The organism is Streptomyces sp. AC512_CC834, from assembly GCF_019049325.1.
GTDB lineage: Bacteria > Actinomycetota > Actinomycetes > Streptomycetales > Streptomycetaceae > Streptomyces.
In genome coordinates this window covers 1-20,268 of sequence record NZ_JAGMUO010000053.1, presented here as the reverse complement: position 1 = coordinate 20,268, position 20,268 = coordinate 1, and the positions used below count along the sequence as shown (strand labels likewise).

The window sequence follows — 20,268 nt, the reverse complement described above, 5'->3', positions numbered from 1 at the left end:
AGGGTCCTTAGCATCGGGCGCATGTCTTCGGCCACCTCTCCCCACGCCCTGCGCGCCTGGTGGGCGCAGCGTCCGCCGGCGGCCGGGGCCGCGGTGATGGCGACCGGCATCCTGTCGGTCGCCCTGCATCTGACGGGCCGCGAGGTCCTGTCCCGGATCGCCCTGGTCCTGACCTGTGCCGCCTGGCTGACGCTGGCGACGAACTTCGTCTACCTGCTGCTGGTCGAGCGCGCGCAGTGGCTGACGCGGGCGGGTACGCCGGGCGCGCTCACCGCCGTCGCCGCGACGACCGTGCTCGGCACCCGCTTCTCGCTGCTCGGCTGGTCACCCCTGGCGGCGGTGCTGCTGGCGCTGGCCGCTCTGCTGTGGCCGGGGCTGCTGATCCTGGTGGTGCGGCACTGGGGACGGAGGATGCCCGGGGCGGTGTTCCTGGGCTGCGTGGCCACGGAGGGGCTCGCCGTGCTCGGCGCCACGCTGGCCGCCGCCACCTCGACGGCCTGGCTGGCGCACGCCGCCCTGGTGCCGTTCTGGCTGGGGATCGTGCTCTACCTGATCGCGCTGTTCCGCTTCGATCTGCGGCAGGTGGCGCGGGGCGCCGGGGACCACTGGGTGGCGGGCGGCGCGCTCGCCATCTCCGCCCTCGCGGGTGCCAAGCTCCTCGCGGCGGCCGGGACCGGCATGTACCTGTGGAACGCCGACGACCACGCCGTTCTGCACGACCTGACCGTCTTCCTGCTGATCCTCGACCTCGCCTGGTACGCCGTACTCCTGGCCGCCGAGATCGCCTGGCCGCGCGTCCACTACGACGTACGCCGCTGGTCGACCGTCTTCCCGATCGGCATGACGGCGGCGGCGGCACTGTCCGTGGCCGTCGTCGTCGACGTGCCGTGGCTGGACTGGCCCGGCCGGGCGCTGCTGTGGATCGCGGTGGCCGGATGGCTGGCGGTCGCCGCGGGGGCGGTCGTCCACGCCCGGACCGGGCTGCGGTCAGCGGGAACGGACACCGGGACGGTCAGGTCCACAGCACCGCGATGAAGATGTTCACCACGGTCAGCAGACCCACCAGGCCGAACAGCGGCTTCTCCACCTTCTCGTCGTCGCGCTTCACGTAGACCAGGCCGAGGATCACGATCAGCAGGGCGAGCTTCACGCCCATCTTGACGTTGTCGACGGCCGTGTCCTGGGCCTGGTTGAGGCCGATCAGGGCGGCACCGGTGACCAGCATCGTCAGCGCGCCGTGCAGCATCGCGGGGGTGAAACGGGCCGCACCCTGGCCCATCGCCTTCATCTGGGTCAGGAAGCCGCCGAGGAGCGCGGCGATGCCGATGATGTGCAGACCGACGAAAATGTGGATGAGTACGTCCATGAGCCCGGAGCCTAATGAGCGCCCGGCCGCGCCCCGACACCGGCCCACGTCGGCCGGCCCCGGCGTCCCATAACAGCTCACGCCCCTCACCCGCCCCCGGTCCGGCATATCGATCATCACCCTGCGTGAAGACGACGGCCGCCGGACGGTGCGGCGGTCACATACGGTCGCCGCCCGATCCGCTACTGCCACTTCCGCACATCCCGTCACCCGGCCGTTACCGTCGCGCCTAGCGTCCTCACCCAGGCAGCCGGAGTCGAGTCGTACGGAAGGACGTGGATCGCAGGTGGGAGCGCACCGCAAGGCGCGACAGCGGGTGACGGGCGGCGGCAGGGCCCGTACGGCGGCCACGATCACCCTCGCGGGAGCGGCCACCGCGACGGGCCTGGGCGGCACCGGGCACGCGGATCCGCAGCCGACGGCGGCGCAGGTCAGGGCCAGGGTGGACAAGCTCTACCAGGAGGCGGAGGTCGCCACCGAGAAGTACAACGGCGCGAAGGAGAAGGCGGACACCGCCGAACGGCGCCTGGAGGAGCTGCGGGACGAGGCGGCGCGCAAGGAGGACCGGCTGAACACCGCGCGGGAGGCGCTGGGTTCGGTGGCCGCGGCGCAGTACCGCAGCGGCGGCCTCGACCCGGCGCTGCAACTCGCGCTCTCCGCCGACCCCGACGGGTATCTCGACGGCGCCGCCTTCGTCGAACGGGCGGGCAGCCGGCAGAGGGCCGCCGTCGGCCGGGTGCGCAAGCAACTGCGCGACATCGAGCAACTGCGCGGCGCCGCCCGCATCGAGGTGACCTCGCTGAAATCGCGCCGGGCCGAGCTGAAACGCCACCGCGAGACCGTCACCGGCAAACTGGAGGCGGCCCGCCGCCTGCTGTCCGGCCTCACCGCCGAGGAACGCGCCGGCGTGGGTCACGGCACGGCCGACCGCTCCTCCCGCGCCTCCTCCCCGGACTCCCGGGAGGCCCTGTCCGCTTCAACCCAGGCCCCCAACTCCCGCGCCGCGGCAGCCGTCGCCTACGCCCACCAGAAGCTCGGCAGCCCCTACGTGTGGGGCGCGACCGGCCCCGACTCCTTCGACTGCTCCGGCCTCACCCAGGCCGCCTACCGCGCCGCCGGAGTCTCCCTGCCCCGCACGACCTACGCCCAGATCGACGCGGGCCGCCGCGTCCCACGCTCCGAACTCCTCCCCGGCGACCTGGTCTTCTTCTACTCCGGCATCAGCCACGTCGGCATCTACATCGGCAACGGGCAGATGATCCACGCCCCCAACCCCTCGGCACCGGTGCGTGTCGCCTCCGTCGACGTGATGCCGTTCGCGGGGGCGACGCGGGTCGTGTGACGGCTTGACGACGACGGTCGCGGACGGGGCCAGGACGGCCTCACGGGCGAGGACGACGGCGGAACTGAACAACGCCGCAACCGGCTACGCGCTCCGCGTCGGCAGCCAATTGTCGATGACCTCGGCGACCAGGGCGGCGCCGCGGCTGTTCTGGTGGATGTGGTCGGTTGTGAGGACGAGACCTCGGCGCCGCGAGATCGTGTCGAGGCTGCGGCGCAGCACGGCGTGCCGGACGAGGACGCCGATGCCCGCAGCGGGCGTCGGCTCCCGGTACGGGATCGGCGGCGGGTCCGCTTGGCGCAGTTCCTCGATCTGGCGTTCGTGGAGCGGGAGGTAGGTCGTCGCCTTGTTGGTGGTGGCAACCTCGGCGATCATCCGGCTGTACGCCAGCGATGCTTGCGCCGCCGCTCCGTCGAGTTGCTGGCCGAGGACCGGGAGCGACAGCAGACCGATCGTCGCGTCGGTCTCCGTTCGCAGCCGTTCGACGACGGCTCCAAGGCACTGCTGGAACCAGTCGGCTGACGGGCGCTCGGGGAGTTGCTTGCGCTTCATGGCCCGCTCCACGGGGTAGCCGTCGAGGCTCGCTCGGGCGTCGTTGGTCCCGATCAACACGGTGATCACATCAGGCGGGTCCGCGACGACGGCATCGAGGCGTCGCGAGAGGTTGTGGGCGAAGTCGCCGTTGGCGCCGAAGCGGGCGATCCGCACGTCGCCGGGAGGGTGGCGTCGTTCGAGAAGGTCCAGGTAGTCGACGCTGAGCTGCGCGCGGGTGAGGCTGTCGCCGAGGCACGCGACGCGTGTCGTCACGGCGCTTGCGGGCCGGGCGTGCCGACGTGTTCGGTCGGGCGGGTGTCGGTCCGGGGGCGGTGGTCGGTGCCGAGGCCGGGGGTGATGGTCAGGATGGACGCCGGCCCCGTCATGTCGACCGCGTGCCATGCCCCGGCCGGGTTGACCGTGGCCTCGCCCGGCCCGAGCACAACGCGGTCGGGCACCCCGTCCACATCGCGGGTGACCGTCACCGACCCGCTGAGGCAGACGACCAGTTCATCGCCGGCGGGGTGGCGTTCCCAGTGGTCGCCGAGGCCGTCGCCGTCGAAGATCGTCACCATCCGGCCCTCGGCGCCGTCCGCCGCGACCGCGGCGCTGTATGCCTGGAGCACCTCCGGGTCCCAGGCGAAGCCCTCGACGGGTTTCGCTCTCGATCCCAGCCCGAGGTGTACGGGGGTGGTCCGCAGGTCGATGGCATTGCGTTCGTGGTTGACGAGTCTCATGCCGACGATTGTCACAGCACGGCGATCGGGCGGTCTTGAAGGAAAGGGAACGGAAGCCGACGCGACGGGCAGCCGGTCGGCGACTACCCGGTCCCGAGGAGGACTTCGCCGCGACGCCAGACCGTCGGGGGCCGGCCCGTGAACTCGCGCCAGTCCCGAACGAGATGGGCCTGGTCGGCGTAGCCGGAGACGCTCGCCACGTCGGCCCACGGGAGCGGGTCGTGCGCCGTCGCGAGCTCGTGCGCGTGCTCGAAGCGCAGAACTCGAGCGAACGTCTTCGGCGACAGGCCCACCTCACCGCGAAACCGCTCGGTGAGGTACCGACGGCTCCAGCCCAGTTCTGCGGCGACCGCCCCGACCTGGACGCGGCCCCGCGCGGCGACGAGGCGGCGCCAGGCCTCGGGCACCTCGGGGCGCACCCGCAGCATGCGGTCGCCGCCGGCGCCGCGGCCGACGGCTTGCAGGAGCAACTCGTCCAGCGCGGCGAACCGCGCGGTCCATGTTGTCGCCGCTCGGAGCCGGTCGACCAGCTCGACGCCAAGCGCTCCGAGAAGCTCGTCGAGTGGGACCAGCCGGTGGGCGAGCGCAGCGGCGGGCATGCCATAGACGGCCCGGGCCCCGAGCGGTGTCAGCGACACCCGCACGCCTTGCTGGCGTCCGTCGTGGTGGATCGCGACGGACCGGCACATCAGACCGCCGGCCACGCCGTCGAATCGGGTGACCGGTGACCCGTCGTCGACGCCCGCCGCCACCTCCAAAGGATCTGACAGACTGATCACCGCAGTGAGCACACGGCCCGGCGGACCGCAGTGCACCCCCGCCGGGAACCCACGCAGATCGAAACCGACATACGAGCCGACGTACCGCCGTAAAGCGGGCGTCGGAAGCGCAACGATCCTGGTGGCCGTATGGTCTTCCACCCTCGTCAGGGTACGAACTGACGAGCCGGTGAACCCAGCCCCGAGCGTTACACAGTGCTACATGCCCGTTCGCCGTAGTTGTACGAGAACAGGGCCGTCAAGGACGTTGTCCCGTCGCATTGAAGCTGTCGGGCTCTCACACGTTCTCGTTCGTGCTGGCGGATCCTCATTGCGGTGCGCTCTGAGCGGGGCCGTGTCACATTCCGGAGAGCCGTGTCGTCGTACCCATGGCAGCCCGGTGTCGTTCGTGCACCGAGCCCAAGGCCATGAGGAGGAAAACGATGAGTGACTTTCAGGCCATCGCGGATCGCGTCGAGATCGAGGCGATCCGCGGTGAGTTCACCGACGCGGCGATGATGCGCGACTACGACCGTCTCGCTTTGCTGTTCACACCGGACGGGGCGCTGCGGATGCCCAATATCCCCGTTGAGCTCGAAGGCCAGGAGGCGATCCGCGCCTGGGGCAGGCGGGTGCCGGACGTTGTGGACTTCCTCGTGCAGAACACGCACCCGGGCATGATCCAGCTTGACGGCGACACCGCGTCCGGCCGTGCATATATGTCAGAGATCGGGCGTGGCCGCGACGGCCGCAGCGGGCTGAACTACGCCATCTACCATGACCGTTACCAGCGCACCAGCGACGGCTGGAAGTTCGCCGAGCGCGTCTACGAGATCCGATACGAAGACACCTCGCCGCTGGCCGGCTCGCCGCCCCGCCCGGCTGAGGATGCGTGACCAGCCCACCGCAAAAGCCAGGTCGTTTGAGAACACCAGTCATCGGTGTTCGCAAACGACCTGGCACCCCAGTAGGTCAGCGAACCGCTACCTGCCAGATGCGCTTCGACGAGACAGACGTGGCCAATCTCAACTCGCGCGTTCCTGCACCTGGTCCTCACCGTTCTCGAAGCTCAGCAGTCTTGCGCGGATCGTCCGCCAGAATGAAGGCCGCGAGCCGCCGTACCTCCTCCTCCACGGACTGATCGCGGGTGACGAAAAGTTCGTATCCGTAGCAGCACGCACGCTCCCCCGGCGCCTGGACCTGGTGGAATTCGACATCGACCCCCTCGGAGCTGGTGCGCTCCTCGGGGACGTCGGGCTCCTCGCGTCGTGGCCGGACACCCGCGAGAACGCAGCCCCACTGCTCGAACCAGCCGCTGCCCGTAAGGGTCTGCTCGAGCAGCCGGGCAACGGTGTCCACCGGCTCTTCCCGGCTGCGGTCCGCTGCGGCCGAGCCGATTGGCCTCGGAGGCCATCAGCCCGTCGTACGTCAGCTCACGGTGTCGGCGGCGCCGCTGGAGTTCCCCGGCGGCGCCGCCGAGACACCACCGCCCTACTCCGCCGGGAAGAGCCGCAGCTTCGCGGTGTCTCCCACGATGGCCAGAACGGCGATCGACAGCTCGTTGACGGTGGAGGGCCCGCCCTGGTCGGGGCGCTGCCCGAGCAGGTTGGAGGTGAATCCGCTCGCGTCGACCGAGGTCAGGTCCACGCCCTCGGCACCGACTGCGTTCACCGTGAACGGTCCCGCCCGAAGGCTGTCGGCACGCGGGATCTCGGTGCCCTTCGTCACGACGACCGTGCAGCTTCCGTCTGCACACGCCCGCAGCTCGGCCGGTGTTGAGGGCTTCATCGGCTTCACCGCGGTCGGCGACGGCGATGAAGAGGGCTTCGTGGGCGTTGGCGAGGCGGGCGACGACTCGGCCGAACGCGAGGGAGCGGCTGGCGCGGGCGCCCCCTCGTCGCCGTCCGAGTCGGAGCCGCAGCCGGTCAGCGCGGCGGCGAGGGCCAGGGCGCAGACGGTCCCTGCCGGGCCCCGCCCCGCAGACAGCCTGACCCTACGGCGGCGGGCCAATGATTCCGATGTGGTCATGGGACCGTTCTATACGCGGGTGCCCGGGACGGGTCCCGGGCACCCGTCACCTATGCTGTGCGGGCTTCACCGGAGCAGGCTGTGTCCAAGCGATACGTCCTCGTCGTCGATGACGTTGCGCCTGACCCATTCGGAGAATGGGACTCCGTCTGCCGTGCACTTGTTGTAGAACTCGTTGGTGGTCAGCGTGTGTTCGGTGGTGTGCCTCTTTGTGTTGTGGCCCCAGTCCGTTAGGAAGAAGTCGTAGTGGATGCCGGCCTCGCTGAGTCGCTTGATCGAAGCCTTGGTGTTCGCCGCCCAGTCGTCGATGAACTGGCTTGTCTCGGTTGACTTGTGGTCGATCGCGGCGCCGAAGCGGGTGAGGGTGTCGTCGTAGAGCGTGTTGCTGTGCAGATACTTGATGTTCAGCGTCTTCGGGTCCGAGCGGTGGATGAGGGCATCCTCGAAGATGTCCGTGCTGATCTCGAAGCCCAGGGTCTTCGCGCTGTCGGATTTCCAGGTGTCGTCCAGGATTTCGGTCCAGCGGGACGAGACGATTCCCACCCCGTCCGAGAGGCAGTACAGCCGCGATCCCGTGTAGTGGTCTGCGATCTGCGGCGCGTAGAAGGCAGATGCCCAGGCCCCGGAGCTTTCGCCGGAGACCATGACCTTGCCGGCGTCGGGGAAGTTGGCGTACACCCAGTCGAGTGCTGCCCTGACGTTGTTGCGCCCGTTGTGGCGGACCTGAATGGTCTTGCCGTTGTGCGTATACGTGTTGGTGACGGCACCGATGTGCATGTCCCCTGTGCTGTAGGGGATGAAGACGAAGTTCCAGTCGCGGAACGCGTTGTCCTTCTTGCGGCGGTTGGCCATTCCCGAGAGCGCGGCGGGGAACAGTCTGGTCAGCGAGTTGAAGTAGAACATCTTCAGGTCTCGTGTGTAGCCGCGCGCTGCACCCGCAGGGGTGATCGGACGGCTCGCGGTGTAACCGTCCCAGCACGCGCCGCCGCCCGAGAAGTGGATGACGAGGTTCTTCGAGTCGCCGCGCCTGGCGTACATGGCATAGGGCGAGCCGTCTGCGCTGGTCGTTTCGCTGCCGAGGCTGACGGTGTGCCACTTGTTGTCCGTCACCCCGTCCAGGTCCGTCACCGGGCTCGGGCGTCTGAAGAAGATGAAGTAGACGTAGAAGAACCCCAGGAGGATCACGGCCGCGAGCGCGGCTGCGGTCACCGGCGCGTTCACTGCCAGGCCCCATGCGACCAATCCGCAAACGGCTGCTGCACCGACCCATTTCGACGTTTTCATTTGCTTCCGATCCGATAGCTTCTGTTGCCCGAAGGGCGTGCTTCAGTTCCGCTGCACGTAGTAGAGGGGCGAGCAGATGTGACGCTGCCGATTCCCGTTCCGGGAACCGGAGTCATCGGCCGGGCCCCGTCGCTTGGTTGACGAGGTCGGCGAGCGCCTGGGAGATGCTGGCTGCCAGGGGGTGGTCGGGCGTCCGGTCAGCCGGGACAGGTCGCCTGAGGCATAGGCCAGTTCACCGCGGGCGATCGCGGGACCACTTCGACGTGGAGTCGCGCCACGAGCTGGGGCAGACCTGCGTCGGCGAGGAGCGCGAGGTGTTCCTCGCCGTAACGTCCCGGTGTGCCACCGGCTTACCGGACGGATCTGCGCTCCCGGTGCAGGCAGGGGGCCGTGCCGCGTAGGCGGTCCGCAGTACGTGCGGGATGCCGACGTGCAGGATGCGCGGGGACTCGAAGGTGGAGCCCGCCGCGACGGTGTCCGGGTGTCGAACAGGACTAGGTCCGCGCGGTAGCCCTCGCGGACCAGGCCGCGGTCGGTCAGCCGGAGCCGGGGCGTTCCTGCCGGCCGCCAGCCTGAGGGGGCGTCGTCGTGGAGGCGGCGGGGTCACTGCCGTGGACCGCTTCACGGACCGCGGCGTCCTCAGATCTGTGCGGCCGCAGGGACACTGCACGCCGGGGCGGCTGTCCGGCCCCTCCACAGGGATGCGCCCGCAAGGATCTGGCCGACCAGCAGAGGATAGACCGCGACCCGTTCGAACAGGCCGATGAGCCCGAATTCCGAGCCGGCCACGCTCAGGTACACCGGGAGGCCGATGAGTCCGATCAAGCCCAGCGCCACCATGCTTGTGCCGACGGTGCGGGAAACGCCGATGGCTGCGTGCCGGCGGCCCATCAGCACGATGAGCACGTTGCCGCTGACGATCGACGCGAGCGCGCCGATCGAGTGGTAGTCGATCTGGTTCGCGGCTTCCTGGCCGTCACCCGGGTTCAGGGCGAGCAGCACGCCGCCGATCGCCATGAACAGTCCCAGGATCACGGAGACGCTCCTGCGCCAGCCGCTCAGCCCACGGAGCGTGAGGACGCCGAGGGCCAGGAGGATCCCGAACAGGAAGAAGCCGGTATTCATGGCCCAGGAGAGCGGCGAGTCCATGACCTGGTGCAGCGTCTCGACGGGGCCGCGGACTCCCAGGTTGCTGATGTAGTGGTACGTGTAGCTGTAGGGCGGATCGGTCCACGCCGTTGCGGCGATGAACTCGCCGGCCAAGAAGACACCCCCGCCCGCGATCAGGAGCGTGCCGGCGGTTTTCGCCCGGGTGGCCGCCCTCGGGGCGCGCAGCGTGTTCGGTCCAGCCATTTCTTGCTCATTTCCTCGTGGTGGCAGCAGCAGGGGGAGGCGGTCAGCAGGCCCGGAAGTCGTCAGGGGCTCCGCGCGACGTGCGCTCCACCCGGGGAGCCAACGCTTCACCCACTCACTCACTATATCGAGACTACTTTTACTGTCAATGTAGTTGGTGTTCGGGAGTAGAGTGCAGCCATGGTCGATGGAGTGACGGCGGGACGGCGCGAGCGCAAGAAGGCGGCGACGCGGGCGGGAATCCTGGAGGCGGCGACGACGCTCTTCCTGGAGCGTGGATTCGATGCGGTGACCGTGCGGGAGATCGCGGATGCGGCAGACGTGTCGCCCAAAACGGTGTTCAGCCACTTCCCGCAGAAAGAGGCGCTGGTCTTCAGCGATGAAGGTGAGCGCCATGACCGGCTGATCGCCGCCGTACGGAACCGGGCGGCGGGGATGTCGATCTCCGACGCGCTCAAGGCTCACTACCTGGCCGAGATCGCCGCGCTGACCTCCGAGCCTCAGAGTCGGATCCTGGCCCTCATGGAGGGCACCCCGGCACTGGTCGACTACGCGGAGAAGATGTGGCTGCGCCACGAGGGCGCGCTGGTCGCGGCCATCACCGACGACTTCGGGCTCGAGGAACCGACCGGGGAAATCCGCTTCTACGTCCGGTTCGCGCTGCAGGTCCAGCTGGTGGCAGCCCACGAACCGGACCCCCAGGCGGCCATCGATGCAGGGTTCCGCCTTCTCGACCAGGGCTGGGCACCCTCCGGTGAGGCCCGTAGAGACCAGTAGAGCAAGCTGTCGCATAGAGCAAGCTGTCGCAGCACAGCCGGGGGTGTGCCGCGGCAGGCGCGGCACCTTCCGCCCGGCGTACTGCGACGGCATGGAGGACCAGCTCGGTGCGTTCGGCCTGGCCCTCAACGCCATCAGCCTGTGGACCACCCGGTACATCGACGCCGCCGTCGTCCAGCTCCAGGCAGGGGGTTACGAGACCCGGGAATTCGATGCACAGGACCCCGACGACGATGAGGCCGATGCCTGCGCCCATGACTTTGGTGGGGGGGGTCACGGAAGAGGATGCGGGAAGCGGCGGCAGCCAGGGCGACGCCACTGGCGGCCCAGATGCCGTATGCGACGCCGAGTGCCAGGCCGCCGTCCAGGGCCAGGACGGCCGGCCGGCCGACTTCGACAAGACGATCTACAAGCGCAGGAACGAAGCTGAGCGAACGATCAATGCACTCAAGGGCTTCCGCGCGGTGGCCACGCGATACGACAAGCGCGCCCCTGTCTTTCAGGGCACCGTGAGCGTCGCAGCGATCCGGCTCTTGCTTCGGGGGGGTAGATCCATTATCCCGTTCCGAGAAGGCGCCTGTCACCGTTCTCCGGAATGATCTTTACGCCCTTTATGTACCCCTAGAGTTACGGGGAACGAGCACAACGCACCGACCTGACCTGGGAGTCGAGAGTGGCGCACGACGTTGCCGCACTGGCGGAGGAACTCACCGCCATGGCCGCCGCCGATCAGCAGTCCTCAGTCCACGCGAACAGCGATGACCCCGCTGAGCAGTTGGCATGGCGTCGGCTGACCGCACGGCACGGTGACCGACTCGGCGAGATCATGGATGAGTACGGCTGGCCGACGGCGGAAATGGTCGGCGAGGAGGCCGCCCGCGCAGCGTGGCTGATCGCCCAGCACGCCGACCGTCAGCTCGACGTTCAGCGACGAGCCCTGAAGATGATGCAGGAGGCGGTGTCGGCAGACTTGGCCAGCCCACGCGAGCTGGCCTTTCTCCGTGACCGCACGCTGGTCAACGAGGGCCGCAATCAGGTCTACGGCACCCAGATCGCAGGCGTGAAGGACGGGGCACCGGTTCCGTGGCCCTGCCAGGAGCCCGAGCGCATGGACGAACTGCGTGCGGAAGTCGGCATTGAGCCCTTCGACGAATACGTTGCCAAGTTCTCAATGGCCTGACGCCAAACGTCCGGCGGATCACGCCCCAAGGCGCGCTTGCCGCCATTCACGTGATCCGCCGGGCAGGCCCTACTAGGGAGGCATGATGACCGGCCGGCATGCACACTGGGACCCATCGGGCGCCGAACTCGACGCCCCCGAGCGGATCGCCATCCGGAAGGCGCTGGCTTTTGGCAAGGCCCTGTACGACCGCCGCACGGCCCTGGGCCTGACATCGGTGGAGTTGGCCGAGCGAGCGGGGATGACTCAGGACGAGATCGAGTGCATCGAAGAGGGCGGAACCGAGCCCACCGTGGGCCTCTTGCGTACTCTGGCCGCCACCCTGGACGCGGACGTCAAGTTGACGGCCGGACACGACCTCGGTTCGCTGTGGTTCGAGGCGCACGCCGCGTGATCACGGCTCGCGTTTCAGGCCCCCCTACGTGTGGGGCCCGACCGGCCCCGGTCCGCGTCGCCCTCGTCGACGAGATGCCGTTCGCGAGGGCAGCGCGGGTGCTATGACGGAGGCAGGGCCGTCCGCCACGAAGCCCTGGCCGTTCACCCGGTCAACGGCAGCACTGGCACACCGAGCCCGCGATAGCCGCCAGGCTCCGTGGTAGCGACTTCCCAGCCGGTTGCCATACTCACGGCAGCCACGTGAACGACCGACCATCCCTGCTCGGGGAAGTGCGTGGTCGCGATGTGTCCCATGGTGTCGGCGACGATCCGGTCCACCGATGCCACCTCCACGGCGGGAAGCTGGGCCAGGTGACCCGAAATGCCGGGGCGACGCCTGGTGGCCTCGGCCAGGCTGAGGGCCGGTACCACCACCGTGTACAGCGGATCCTCATGCGCCGCCACGACGAACCCGGACAGCATGCGATGCCCACGCCCGAGGGCCAGCAGACCGTGATGGTCCAGGATGATGCCGTCACTCACGCCGCAGCACCCTTGCGGCGTGCATCGGTGCGGGCCTTGCTCGCGGCCAGCATGCCGCGCGCCTCGACGAGTTCCTCGTCCGTGAGTGCCTGACCGCCCAGCAGGGTTTCCTCGACATACTTCCGCGCCTGTTCGGCTCGCCGCTGACGTTCGACACGGCTTCGCAGGGTCTCGTTGATCACGGCCGAGATCGACGCCGCCTCGCCCGCGTCGACGGCCCGCTGCAGCTCTTCGAGCAGGTCAGGGTCAAGGGTGACGGAGATGGGCTTCTTGGCTGCCATGATGCGAGGGTATCGCATGGTCATGCGCGAGACTCCTATTAGGCGTGTGAAGAGACGTGGTGAACTGGAGGTACTGGGGGACCGTGCGCGGAAACGGCTCACACACGCAGCGGCAGAGACAGACCGCAGGGACTAAACGGGGCGTGCGACGGCTTGACGGCGACGGTCGCGGGCGGCCAGGGCGGCCTCGCGGGCGAGGACGACGGCTCGGGGGACGTTGGCCGACACGAACTTCTCGACGCCGTACTCGGCATCGCCGCGCGGCCCGACGGTACGACAGCCTTGGCACAGGCCGCCGACGAAGGCAGCCGGGCGGCCCGGGACCCCGCACTCGGTGCACTCCGGCATGAGGCGGCCGAGGAGGTGGGGTTCAGAGGCGTCGAGTTGCGCTTCCTGCACTGTGGAAGGCAGAGGCATGGGCGGCAGCTTGTCCCGCAGACGGCGAGCGACGAACCCACGCGGCGCGTGGATGGCGTCGGGCAGGCCGGTGGTCAGGGCCTACATAAGGGATACGGGGCTCGCCCCTCGTTCGAGCCAGGGCACGACTAGGTCGGCGAGGGCGTTGCACTCGGCGTCGGACAGGGCGAGACGGGGTTCGACACGGCCGAGGCGGGCGAGGGTGCCGTAGGCGGTGGAGTGGTGCGTTTCGGGGGTGGTGGGGTGCGGGCGTGGGCTCGCTCGCTGGAGTGACCTCGGGGGTGTCACCGACCGATGCCGTGGCCTCCACGGTGATTTCACCGCCCAAGAGGCGTGCCCACCAAGCGCCGTCCTGTGCGGTGCTGGACCAGAACGTACGGAACACCCAGCGCGTGCCGTCGCCACCGGTCGCGGCGAGGCCACGGACGCGGTGCAGATGCCCGGCGCGGGAGAGGAAGTTGAGCGCGCTGCGGACAGCTTGCTGGCCATAGAGCGGGAGCGCCTTGGCGAGGCTCTTGACGTCCATGGCGGCACCCTCGGGGAGCCGGTGCACGTAGGCGGCGATGTAGGCCTCGCGGGCGGGCAGGTGCGAGAAGTCGACGGGCCGGAAGGCGGCGCCGGGTTCGGCAGGTGCGGTGCGTTTCCCGTAGCCGGGATTGGCCATGGGATGAGCTGCGTGTGCGGGTAGGACGGCGATAGAGTTTTCGTAAGCCACGAGATCGCTCTTTTCGATCTTGAGGTGAGACCCCGGCGGGTGTTGTCAGCACCCGACCGGGGTTGTCTTGTTGCTGCGAACGCTAGAGGGCGGCGACGGTGCGTCGCAAGCCGATCACAAAAAGTCATCTCGGCTGGCAGTGCGGCCGGTTGGTGCCGGGAGGGTGGGTGGTGGGTTGAACCCCACCACCCATTCCTCACAAACGCTGCTCGAATCCCGAGCTTCGCCCCTCGAAGCTCAAGCGCCGGTACGGGCGTACGCGACGAAGGTCGCCCAGGCGTCTCCGGCGAAGGCAAAGCGGGGGCTTTGGGGGCCGAGCTTCGAGTCTCGGACATGGATGGTGTGGGGGCACGGTGCCACTTCGACGCAGTTGCCGCCCTGATCGTCGCTGTGGCTGGACTTGCGCCAGTCAAGGGCTACTTCGAGGCAGGCACCGCCCTGATCGTCGCTATAGCTGGACTTGAACCACACCAGGCTGTCGCTCACAGCTCCTCCGCCACCCTTCTGATGAACTCAGCCGACTCCTCAATACTGAGGGCATGCATGCGGATCATGGCATGCCTCTGGTTCAACGCACTCACCTTGTCCAGGCTGGCGTGCAACACGCTGACCTCCGGCGCTTCGACATAGGCCAACATGTCGTGTTCAGGCGTTTCCATCAAGATAATGGAGCCAGCAAGGGCAACACCGGTGCAGCGACCTGTCGGGAGTACCTGCACCGATACGTTGCGGCTTCGACCAACCACGCGTAGATGCTCGAGCTGGTCCTTCATGACCTTCCTGCCACCGACTTCCGTCCGCAGCGCGGCCTCGTAGACCAAGAATCCGTAGAGCACGCTGACTCGTCGAGCCAACGCCTCCTGTCGCCGAAGCCTGGCTTCCACACGCTCATTGATGGTCTCGTCGTCAAGCGGAGGAGAACTGTCGCCGATCAGGGCTCGAGCGTACGCCTTGGTCTGCAACAGGCCTGGGATGAGCAGCGGCTCGTACCACGAGACGGCGATTGCCTCGCCCTCAATAGCCATGAACTCCTGCGAACGCGCCGGAAACGGCTCCGGCTTCAAGTACTCCTGAGCCGCGACGAGCTTCCCGCCCGCCCCACACACCTGATCCGCGATCTGCAAGAACCGCAATGTGGGTCGACGCCGACCGTTCTCCATCGACTTGACGTACTCGTAGTCGTACCCGGCCTCTTTGGCCAGCGCCTCCCTGCCGACACCGGCCTCCGCGCGCCACATCTTGATCTGGCTGCCGCAGTACCGCCAAGCGATCGGCGGCTGGGAGTTCACTTCCGTCGCCATGCACACCCCGCAGGTCCACGCAGGGTACAACCACCCGCTGTACCCACTCCGTTACTCGTGAGGCTACGCGCGAGCCGGGACGGTGATCCCGCCAACCGCGAAACGTCAGCGCAAGGGATGAACCGCACATGCCGAGCCCACGGCTTCCACTGCCCACGACCGCCCCGAAGGACACCGAGTGGCGCCTCCCCCGCCACGCACGCAGCGTCGGCCGCGCACGCACCCTGTTCCGTGAACAGGCGGCTTCCTGGGAGCTGCCGCAGGACGTGACGGACACGGCGGAACTCCTCCTGAGCGAGTTGATGACCAACGCGTACCGCCATGCGAAGGTCCCGGCCGGCCGCGAGATCTGGGCCCGCTGCGTCGTCGCAGACAACCGCCTCCGCATCACGGTCACGGACGCCGACACCGCCCTCCCGGCACCGGCCACGGCTTGCCCGGAAGACGAGTCGGGGCGAGGCCTCGCGCTGGTGGCGACGTTGGCGGACGACTGGGGCGTAGAGAGAAGGGAGTGCGGCATCGGCAAGGAGGTGTGGTTCGAGGTGGCACTCACGTCATGGCTCGGTGTCCTGCCGTGAACCTCCCCATCAAGCGGGCGGCACCCGGCGGGCAGGAACTTCGAAGACGACTTCGCGACCGTCCTCCTCGTCCCACTGCTCTCCGACCTCAACGAAGCCGAAGCCCGAGATCGTGGCCAGGGATGCCACGTTGTCGGGGCTGATCGTCGCCCGCACAGTCGTGACAGCGGGTTCGGCCGCTGCCCGGCGGAGCAACTCGATCAGCGCGGACCGGGCATATCCCTGGCGACGGAAGTCGGGAGCAATGGAATAGCCGATCTCGACCATGCCGACCTCATCAGGTGGTCCGTGGAACCCGGCATGACCGACGACGAGACCCCTGTCGCACCACCCACCGCACCTGGCCGGGATCGGCGGCCATCTGGGCGAGCCGGAACTGCCACAGCCACCGTGCTCTGTCGGTCACGAAGTACTCGGTCAGCGAAACCCCGGCCACCCTGCTGGCTTCGGACAGGCCACCATCGAGCAAGGCGGACATCGCCCCACCGGACAGCTCGACAAAACGTACACACTTCGGGCTCCGCGTGAACGGGCCCCGGTAATCGGCTTCATCTGTCACCTGCGGATGCTCGCCGACTCACTCAAAGGGCGTCCACCGGATTCGAACCAGCCCGACACCCACCCGGCGACGTCGTCCACCACCTGTTCTCGCGGTCAGACCAGCCGTCGTGCCGTCGCCCACCGCGTCAGCTCGTGGCGGTTGGACAGTTGGAGCTTGCGCAGGACGGCCGAGACGTGGGACTCGACCGTCTTCACCGAGATGTAGAGCTGCTTGGCGATCTCCTTGTACGCATAGCCGCGGGCGATCAGGCGCAGCACCTCGCGCTCGCGCTGGGTGAGACGGTCGAGGTCCTCGTCGACCGGCGGGGCGTCGGTGGAGGCGAACGCGTCGAGGACGAAGCCGGCCAGGCGCGGGGAGAAGACGGCGTCGCCCTCCTGGACGCGGAAGACGGAGTTGACCAGGTCCGTGCCGGTGATGGTCTTGGTCACGTAGCCCCGGGCACCGCCGCGGATCACACCGATCACGTCCTCCGCCGCGTCCGAGACGGACAGGGCGAGGAAGCGGACGGGCCGTTCGGTGTCGCTCATCAGGGGCGCGCAGCGGCGCAGTACCTCGACCCCGCCGCCACCGGGGAGGTGGACGTCGAGGAGTACGACCTCGGGGCGGGTCGCGGTGATGACCGTGACGGCCTGGTCGACGTCGGCGGCCTCACCGACGACCTCGACCCCGGTCTCGGCGGTCTGGCCGATCTCTGCCTGCACGCCGGTGCGGAACATGCGGTGGTCGTCGACGAGCACCACACGTACGTGGCGCTCCGCCGACTCGCCCGCTCCCGCCGTTCCGTTCGCCTCGGTCGGGTCGCTCATGACGTCTTCTCCGCCCTCTCCATTTCCAGTTCGACCTCCGTGCCGCCGTCCGGCACCGCGCGCAGCCGCGCCGTGCCGCCGTTGCGTTCCATGCGGCCGATGATCGATTCTCTGACGCCCATGCGGTCGGCGGGTATCGAGTCGAGGTCGAAGCCGGGGCCGCGGTCCCGGACGGACACGAAGACCGTCCTGCCCTCGACTTCGGCGAAGACCTGTACGGCGCCGCCCTCGCCACCGTACTTGGCCGCGTTCACCATCGCCTCGCGTGCGGCCTGCATTTGTGCGCTGATCCTCTCGTCGAGCGGGCAGTCGCCGACGACCACCACCTCGAGGGGCACACCGTGCTTGTCCTCCACCTCCGCGGCGTTGCGCTTCACGGCCTCGGCCAGGGTGGTGGGCTCGTCGTCCTCGTCCTTGCCGTTGCCCTCCGGCTTGTAGAGCCAGGAACGCAGGTCGCGCTCCTGGGCCCGGGCCAGGCGGCGCACCTCGCCCGCGTTCTCCGCGTTGCGCTGGATCAGGGTCAGGGTGTGCAGCACCGAGTCGTGGACGTGGGCGGCGACCTCGGCGCGCTCCTGCGCGCGGATGCGCATCAGCCGCTCCTCGGACAGGTCCTGCGTCATGCGCACCAGATAGGGGCCGGCGAGGAGCGTGATGCCGACGAGGACGGCGAGGGCCGCCTGGAGGACCGAGCCGAGGTGGGCGGCGGATCCCTGGAGGACGAAGATGCCGGTGACACCGGCCGTCACCAGCAGGACGCCGCCCACCGAGCGCAGCAGGGTGACGGTGCGGCGGTGACGTCCCACCTCGGCCCAGCGGGCCCGGCGCGCGTTGTCCGCCTGGCGCCAGACGAGGGCGACGCCGGCGCCGACGAGCACGGTCGGCCAGAGGTATGCCTTGGCTCCGCCGCCCAGGTCGACGTTGCCCACGAAGACCAGGGCGACGACGACCATGAGGAGCAGGGCGACCATCTGCCCCTTGTCCGGCTTGCGGGCGACGAGTCTGCGGCGGCCGTCCGGCGAGGTCTCGGAGGTGACGAGCGAGGGCGGCTTCTGCGCCTCGACGCCGCCCACGCCCAGCGGCACGAAGAACCAGAAGGCCGCGTACAGCAGCGCGCCCAGGCCGTCGGCCATGAACAGGCCGACGAACGCGAACCGAACCCAGATGACGGGCAGCCCGAGATGCCCCGCGAGCCCCCGCGCCACGCCACCGAGCCAGCGTCCGTCGCTGCTCCGGTAGAGCTTGCGCGGCGGCCGCGGTTCGACGACGGGTGCTGCTGCGGCTTCCGGCATGACACCGATGGTCACACGGGTGCGGGAGCCGGAGCATCAGGGTCGTTCCCCCAATCACCCCTGATCTTCGGGGCGCGGAAGGCCGGGGAGGGCTCGAACACTCCCCCGGCACGGGGTCAGGGCCGATATCAGGGTCGGACCAGGGTCGAACCGACTGCCGTCACGGCGCCGCGCCCGTCACCATGGACTCATGACAGATCACGAGCACGCCGCGACGGGTCCGGGATCCGGCCCCGGCCCCGGCCCCGGCCCCGGCCCACGCCCTCCACGGGGCGCCGGGCCGCGGGACGCCGTGCCCGCTGCGGATGCCACGGGTGCGGGGGGTGCTACCGCCGATGCGGCGGACGGTCGCGGGCCCGAGGTTCCCGGGCCGCCGCACCGGTTCCGGCGCGACCGGCGGCACAAGGCGCTCGCCGGTGTGTGCGCCGGGCTGGGGCGGCAGTGCGACCTGGATCCGGTGATATTCCGGATCACGCTCGCCGTGCTCTCCGCGACCGGCGGGATCGGCCTCATCTTCTACGGCTTCGCCTGGCTCTTCGTCCCCTACGAGGACGAGGAGGAGAACGAGGTGCGCAAGCTGCTGACCGGCCGGGTCGACGGCCAGGCACTGGCGGCCGTGCTCTTCGCCCTGGTCGGCTGCGGGGTCTTCCTCACCATGCTGAACAACGGCGGCGTGCTGACCTTCGCCGTCGTCCTCTCCCTGCTCCTCGCGGGCGCCGGATACTGGTCGCGGCACCGCAGGGCGCCCGACCCCGACCCGCTCTCCACGCAGGCCGCCGCCGACGCCCCACCGGAGGCCCAGGCACCTCCGATCATGTACACCTGGCCCTCCTGGTGGCGCGAGCCCATAGTCAAGGACGGCACCCATGACGGCGGGACGGGATACATGTGGGGTCCGCCGGACTCCGACGAGCGCGACATCGCGGCGGCCGTCAACATCGGCCGCGGGGTCCCGGGACGGCGCGCCCACATCCCTCCGGGTGACCGGCGCTCGCGGCCCCCGCAGACGCGCGGCCCGCGCGGCATCGGCGGCTGGGTGTTCCTCCTCGCCCTGCTCGCGGGCTTCCTCGGGACCCGGCTGACCTGGGACGAGCACCCGCTCGGCACCAGTCTGCAGACCGGCCTGGCGTGCGCGCTCGCCGTCTTCGGCCTCGGTATCGCGGTCAGCGCCTTCCTCGGGCGTACGGGAGCCGGGTCGATCTTCCTGGCGATCATCACGGCGGGGCTGCTGGCCGGTTCCGCCGCCGTGCCGAAGGACGTCGGCACCGAGTGGGTCCGGACCACCTGGGAGCCCGCGGTGGTGGCGGATGTGCGCGAGCAGTACGACGTCGGGGCGGGCAGCGGCACCCTCGACCTGTCCCGGCTGGACGTGGCCGAGGGGCAGACGGTGACCACCCGGGCCGACGTGGGCATGGGCCGAATACGGGTCGTCGTGCCGCAGGACGTGACCGTGCGGCTGAACGTCGAGGTGGGTGTGGGCGACATACAACTGCCCGGCGACGACAAGAAGGACGTGGACGTGGCACCGGGCAAGCACAAGGAGGTGACCCTGTCCCCCACCACGGGCGGCAAGGACGCCGGCACGCTCGACCTCGACCTCCAGGTCGGCGTCGGTCAGGCGGAGGTGACCCGTGCTGCGTCATAGGTTCCAGCCGGGACGACTGGTGGCCGGGCTCTTCCTGATCCTGGCCGGCGTCATCTACGCCGGCGACGCGGGCGGTGTCTGGGAGACGCCGTGGTTCGTGGTGATCCCCGTCGTCGTGGGCGGGCTCTGCCTCGCCGGCGCGGTCGGGGTCGTGGCCCGGGCCGTCCACCGACGCCGCGGAGCGCTCAGCTCAGCGTCGGCGGCGGACGAGCCCCGGGCGGACCTCCCCCGCCGATGACCAGTGACCGCCACCCACTCAAGCCGGGCCAGCCCAGGGCTGGCCCAGGGGCTGGACTAGCTGTACTGCCCAGCCAGGTTGGTCGAGTTTGTGCGACGACACGGTCTGAATCTGTAGGACGGCGAAGGCCTCCGGTTGTGGAGTGGAGCTGTCGAGGAA

Annotated in this window: 25 protein-coding genes and 2 pseudogenes; 11 read left to right on the top strand and 16 right to left on the bottom strand. The window is 69.3% G+C overall.

Annotation, left to right across the window (positions count from 1 at the left end):
- Window positions 1-21: 21 nt before the first annotated feature.
- The gene (locus KUM40_RS20205) at window positions 22-1,035 is read left to right on the top strand and encodes a tellurite resistance/C4-dicarboxylate transporter family protein (RefSeq protein ID WP_217167414.1); all 1,014 of its coding nucleotides are present in this window, start codon (window positions 22-24) and stop codon (window positions 1,033-1,035) included.
- On the opposite strand, the gene KUM40_RS20200 is transcribed toward KUM40_RS20205, so the two are convergent.
- Window positions 1,013-1,366, bottom strand: coding sequence for a hypothetical protein (locus KUM40_RS20200; RefSeq protein WP_217167413.1), 354 nt, complete (start codon window positions 1,364-1,366; stop codon window positions 1,013-1,015). The two genes, KUM40_RS20205 and KUM40_RS20200, sit on opposite strands and share 23 nt — an antisense overlap.
- Before the next feature lie 286 nt (window positions 1,367-1,652).
- On the opposite strand from KUM40_RS20200, the gene KUM40_RS20195 reads away from it, so the two are divergent.
- Window positions 1,653-2,708, top strand: a complete 1,056-nt coding sequence (locus tag KUM40_RS20195; protein ID WP_217167412.1) for a C40 family peptidase — start codon at window positions 1,653-1,655, stop codon at window positions 2,706-2,708.
- Window positions 2,709-2,792: 84 nt separating this feature from the next.
- Here KUM40_RS20195 and KUM40_RS20190 read toward each other — a convergent pair whose 3' ends face one another.
- The 3 genes from KUM40_RS20190 to KUM40_RS20180 form a co-directional block, all read right to left on the bottom strand.
- On the bottom strand, window positions 2,793-3,515 hold the full coding sequence (locus tag KUM40_RS20190; RefSeq protein ID WP_217167411.1) for a GDSL-type esterase/lipase family protein: 723 nt from the start codon (window positions 3,513-3,515) through the stop codon (window positions 2,793-2,795).
- Window positions 3,512-3,979, bottom strand: a complete 468-nt coding sequence (locus KUM40_RS20185; protein WP_217167410.1) for a cupin domain-containing protein — start codon at window positions 3,977-3,979, stop codon at window positions 3,512-3,514. The genes KUM40_RS20190 and KUM40_RS20185 overlap by 4 nt, the downstream gene beginning before the upstream one ends.
- 83 nt (window positions 3,980-4,062) lie before the next feature.
- Complete coding sequence (locus KUM40_RS20180) at window positions 4,063-4,899, bottom strand: AraC family transcriptional regulator (RefSeq protein WP_217167409.1); 837 nt, start codon at window positions 4,897-4,899, stop codon at window positions 4,063-4,065.
- Window positions 4,900-5,180: 281 nt separating this feature from the next.
- Between KUM40_RS20180 and KUM40_RS20175 the strand changes: the two genes are divergently transcribed.
- Entirely contained in the window at window positions 5,181-5,633 is a 453-nt protein-coding gene (locus KUM40_RS20175; protein WP_217167408.1) for a nuclear transport factor 2 family protein, read from the top strand.
- A 157-nt stretch (window positions 5,634-5,790) separates the two neighbouring features.
- On the opposite strand, the gene KUM40_RS20170 is transcribed toward KUM40_RS20175, so the two are convergent.
- The 4 genes from KUM40_RS20170 to KUM40_RS20155 all read right to left on the bottom strand — a co-directional run bounded on the left by KUM40_RS20170 (window position 5,791) and on the right by KUM40_RS20155 (window position 9,402).
- A complete protein-coding gene (locus KUM40_RS20170; RefSeq protein WP_374227400.1) occupies window positions 5,791-6,096 on the bottom strand; it encodes a hypothetical protein in 306 nt (101 codons plus the stop codon).
- 132 nt (window positions 6,097-6,228) lie between these two features.
- Window positions 6,229-6,525, bottom strand: a complete 297-nt coding sequence (locus tag KUM40_RS20165; RefSeq protein WP_217167407.1) for a hypothetical protein — start codon at window positions 6,523-6,525, stop codon at window positions 6,229-6,231.
- A gap of 306 nt (window positions 6,526-6,831) precedes the next feature.
- Window positions 6,832-8,049, bottom strand: a complete 1,218-nt coding sequence (locus tag KUM40_RS20160) for a pectinacetylesterase family protein (protein ID WP_217167406.1) — start codon at window positions 8,047-8,049, stop codon at window positions 6,832-6,834.
- 639 nt (window positions 8,050-8,688) lie between these two features.
- Entirely contained in the window at window positions 8,689-9,402 is a 714-nt protein-coding gene (locus KUM40_RS20155; RefSeq protein WP_302180882.1) for a DUF998 domain-containing protein, read from the bottom strand.
- Between the two features lie 180 nt (window positions 9,403-9,582).
- On the opposite strand from KUM40_RS20155, the gene KUM40_RS20150 reads away from it, so the two are divergent.
- The 5 genes and pseudogenes from KUM40_RS20150 to KUM40_RS20135 all read left to right on the top strand — a co-directional run bounded on the left by KUM40_RS20150 (window position 9,583) and on the right by KUM40_RS20135 (window position 11,753).
- Window positions 9,583-10,179: a TetR/AcrR family transcriptional regulator gene (locus KUM40_RS20150; protein WP_217167404.1), complete on the top strand. Its 597-nt coding sequence runs from the start codon at window positions 9,583-9,585 to the stop codon at window positions 10,177-10,179.
- Between the two features lie 43 nt (window positions 10,180-10,222).
- Window positions 10,223-10,393 (top strand): annotated as a pseudogene (locus tag KUM40_RS41480) (Tn3 family transposase); the annotation flags it as partial.
- Window positions 10,394-10,556: 163 nt separating this feature from the next.
- Window positions 10,557-10,778 (top strand): annotated as a pseudogene (locus KUM40_RS41475) (hypothetical protein); the annotation flags it as partial.
- A gap of 74 nt (window positions 10,779-10,852) precedes the next feature.
- Window positions 10,853-11,359, top strand: a complete 507-nt coding sequence (locus KUM40_RS20140) for a DUF6624 domain-containing protein (RefSeq protein WP_217167402.1) — start codon at window positions 10,853-10,855, stop codon at window positions 11,357-11,359.
- Window positions 11,360-11,444: 85 nt separating this feature from the next.
- The gene (locus KUM40_RS20135) at window positions 11,445-11,753 is read left to right on the top strand and encodes a helix-turn-helix domain-containing protein (RefSeq protein WP_254395386.1); all 309 of its coding nucleotides are present in this window, start codon (window positions 11,445-11,447) and stop codon (window positions 11,751-11,753) included.
- A 143-nt stretch (window positions 11,754-11,896) separates the two neighbouring features.
- Here KUM40_RS20135 and KUM40_RS20130 read toward each other — a convergent pair whose 3' ends face one another.
- The 5 genes from KUM40_RS20130 to KUM40_RS20110 all read right to left on the bottom strand — a co-directional run bounded on the left by KUM40_RS20130 (window position 11,897) and on the right by KUM40_RS20110 (window position 14,991).
- Window positions 11,897-12,277 carry a hypothetical protein gene (locus tag KUM40_RS20130; protein ID WP_217167400.1) on the bottom strand — a complete coding sequence of 127 codons (381 nt, stop codon included), beginning with the start codon at window positions 12,275-12,277 and terminating at the stop codon, window positions 11,897-11,899.
- A complete protein-coding gene (locus KUM40_RS20125; RefSeq protein WP_254395385.1) occupies window positions 12,274-12,558 on the bottom strand; it encodes a ribbon-helix-helix protein, CopG family in 285 nt (94 codons plus the stop codon). Before KUM40_RS20125 ends, KUM40_RS20130 begins: the two co-directional genes overlap by 4 nt.
- A gap of 132 nt (window positions 12,559-12,690) precedes the next feature.
- Entirely contained in the window at window positions 12,691-12,975 is a 285-nt protein-coding gene (locus tag KUM40_RS41470; protein WP_254395384.1) for a hypothetical protein, read from the bottom strand.
- Between the two features lie 952 nt (window positions 12,976-13,927).
- Window positions 13,928-14,176 (bottom strand): DUF397 domain-containing protein, encoded by a 249-nt coding sequence (locus KUM40_RS20115; protein ID WP_217167398.1) that lies wholly within the window; start codon window positions 14,174-14,176, stop codon window positions 13,928-13,930.
- Window positions 14,173-14,991, bottom strand: coding sequence for a helix-turn-helix transcriptional regulator (locus tag KUM40_RS20110; protein ID WP_217167397.1), 819 nt, complete (start codon window positions 14,989-14,991; stop codon window positions 14,173-14,175). The genes KUM40_RS20115 and KUM40_RS20110 overlap by 4 nt, the downstream gene beginning before the upstream one ends.
- Before the next feature lie 128 nt (window positions 14,992-15,119).
- Between KUM40_RS20110 and KUM40_RS20105 the strand changes: the two genes are divergently transcribed.
- Window positions 15,120-15,569, top strand: coding sequence for an ATP-binding protein (locus KUM40_RS20105; RefSeq protein WP_217167396.1), 450 nt, complete (start codon window positions 15,120-15,122; stop codon window positions 15,567-15,569).
- A gap of 9 nt (window positions 15,570-15,578) precedes the next feature.
- Here the strand turns inward: KUM40_RS20105 and KUM40_RS41465 are convergent, their stop codons facing one another.
- The 3 genes from KUM40_RS41465 to KUM40_RS20090 form a co-directional block, all read right to left on the bottom strand.
- Entirely contained in the window at window positions 15,579-15,920 is a 342-nt protein-coding gene (locus KUM40_RS41465) for a GNAT family N-acetyltransferase (RefSeq protein WP_308401196.1), read from the bottom strand.
- 303 nt (window positions 15,921-16,223) lie between these two features.
- Window positions 16,224-16,937 (bottom strand): response regulator transcription factor, encoded by a 714-nt coding sequence (locus KUM40_RS20095; RefSeq protein ID WP_217167395.1) that lies wholly within the window; start codon window positions 16,935-16,937, stop codon window positions 16,224-16,226.
- The gene (locus KUM40_RS20090) at window positions 16,934-18,226 is read right to left on the bottom strand and encodes an ATP-binding protein (protein ID WP_217167394.1); all 1,293 of its coding nucleotides are present in this window, start codon (window positions 18,224-18,226) and stop codon (window positions 16,934-16,936) included. Before KUM40_RS20090 ends, KUM40_RS20095 begins: the two co-directional genes overlap by 4 nt.
- Window positions 18,227-18,416: 190 nt before the next feature.
- Between KUM40_RS20090 and KUM40_RS20085 the strand changes: the two genes are divergently transcribed.
- Window positions 18,417-19,871 carry a PspC domain-containing protein gene (locus KUM40_RS20085; RefSeq protein ID WP_217167393.1) on the top strand — a complete coding sequence of 485 codons (1,455 nt, stop codon included), beginning with the start codon at window positions 18,417-18,419 and terminating at the stop codon, window positions 19,869-19,871.
- Complete coding sequence (locus KUM40_RS20080) at window positions 19,858-20,109, top strand: hypothetical protein (RefSeq protein WP_217167392.1); 252 nt, start codon at window positions 19,858-19,860, stop codon at window positions 20,107-20,109. Before KUM40_RS20085 ends, KUM40_RS20080 begins: the two co-directional genes overlap by 14 nt.
- Window positions 20,110-20,268: the final 159 nt, after the last annotated feature.

Coding starts and splice junctions, on each gene's coding strand:
- KUM40_RS20105 (WP_217167396.1), top strand. CDS start 15,120: ATGCCGAGCCCACGGCTTCCACTGCCCACGACCGCCCCGAAGGACACC.
- KUM40_RS20160 (WP_217167406.1), bottom strand. CDS start 8,049: ATGAAAACGTCGAAATGGGTCGGTGCAGCAGCCGTTTGCGGATTGGTC.
- KUM40_RS20085 (WP_217167393.1), top strand. CDS start 18,417: ATGACAGATCACGAGCACGCCGCGACGGGTCCGGGATCCGGCCCCGGC.
- KUM40_RS20175 (WP_217167408.1), top strand. CDS start 5,181: ATGAGTGACTTTCAGGCCATCGCGGATCGCGTCGAGATCGAGGCGATC.
- KUM40_RS20200 (WP_217167413.1), bottom strand. CDS start 1,366: ATGGACGTACTCATCCACATTTTCGTCGGTCTGCACATCATCGGCATC.
- KUM40_RS20090 (WP_217167394.1), bottom strand. CDS start 18,226: ATGCCGGAAGCCGCAGCAGCACCCGTCGTCGAACCGCGGCCGCCGCGC.
- KUM40_RS20155 (WP_302180882.1), bottom strand. CDS start 9,402: ATGGCTGGACCGAACACGCTGCGCGCCCCGAGGGCGGCCACCCGGGCG.
- KUM40_RS20095 (WP_217167395.1), bottom strand. CDS start 16,937: ATGAGCGACCCGACCGAGGCGAACGGAACGGCGGGAGCGGGCGAGTCG.
- KUM40_RS20205 (WP_217167414.1), top strand. CDS start 22: ATGTCTTCGGCCACCTCTCCCCACGCCCTGCGCGCCTGGTGGGCGCAG.
- KUM40_RS20110 (WP_217167397.1), bottom strand. CDS start 14,991: ATGGCGACGGAAGTGAACTCCCAGCCGCCGATCGCTTGGCGGTACTGC.
- KUM40_RS20165 (WP_217167407.1), bottom strand. CDS start 6,525: ATGAAGCCCTCAACACCGGCCGAGCTGCGGGCGTGTGCAGACGGAAGC.
- KUM40_RS20150 (WP_217167404.1), top strand. CDS start 9,583: ATGGTCGATGGAGTGACGGCGGGACGGCGCGAGCGCAAGAAGGCGGCG.
- KUM40_RS20125 (WP_254395385.1), bottom strand. CDS start 12,558: ATGGCAGCCAAGAAGCCCATCTCCGTCACCCTTGACCCTGACCTGCTC.
- KUM40_RS20135 (WP_254395386.1), top strand. CDS start 11,445: ATGACCGGCCGGCATGCACACTGGGACCCATCGGGCGCCGAACTCGAC.
- KUM40_RS20185 (WP_217167410.1), bottom strand. CDS start 3,979: ATGAGACTCGTCAACCACGAACGCAATGCCATCGACCTGCGGACCACC.
- KUM40_RS41470 (WP_254395384.1), bottom strand. CDS start 12,975: ATGCCTCTGCCTTCCACAGTGCAGGAAGCGCAACTCGACGCCTCTGAA.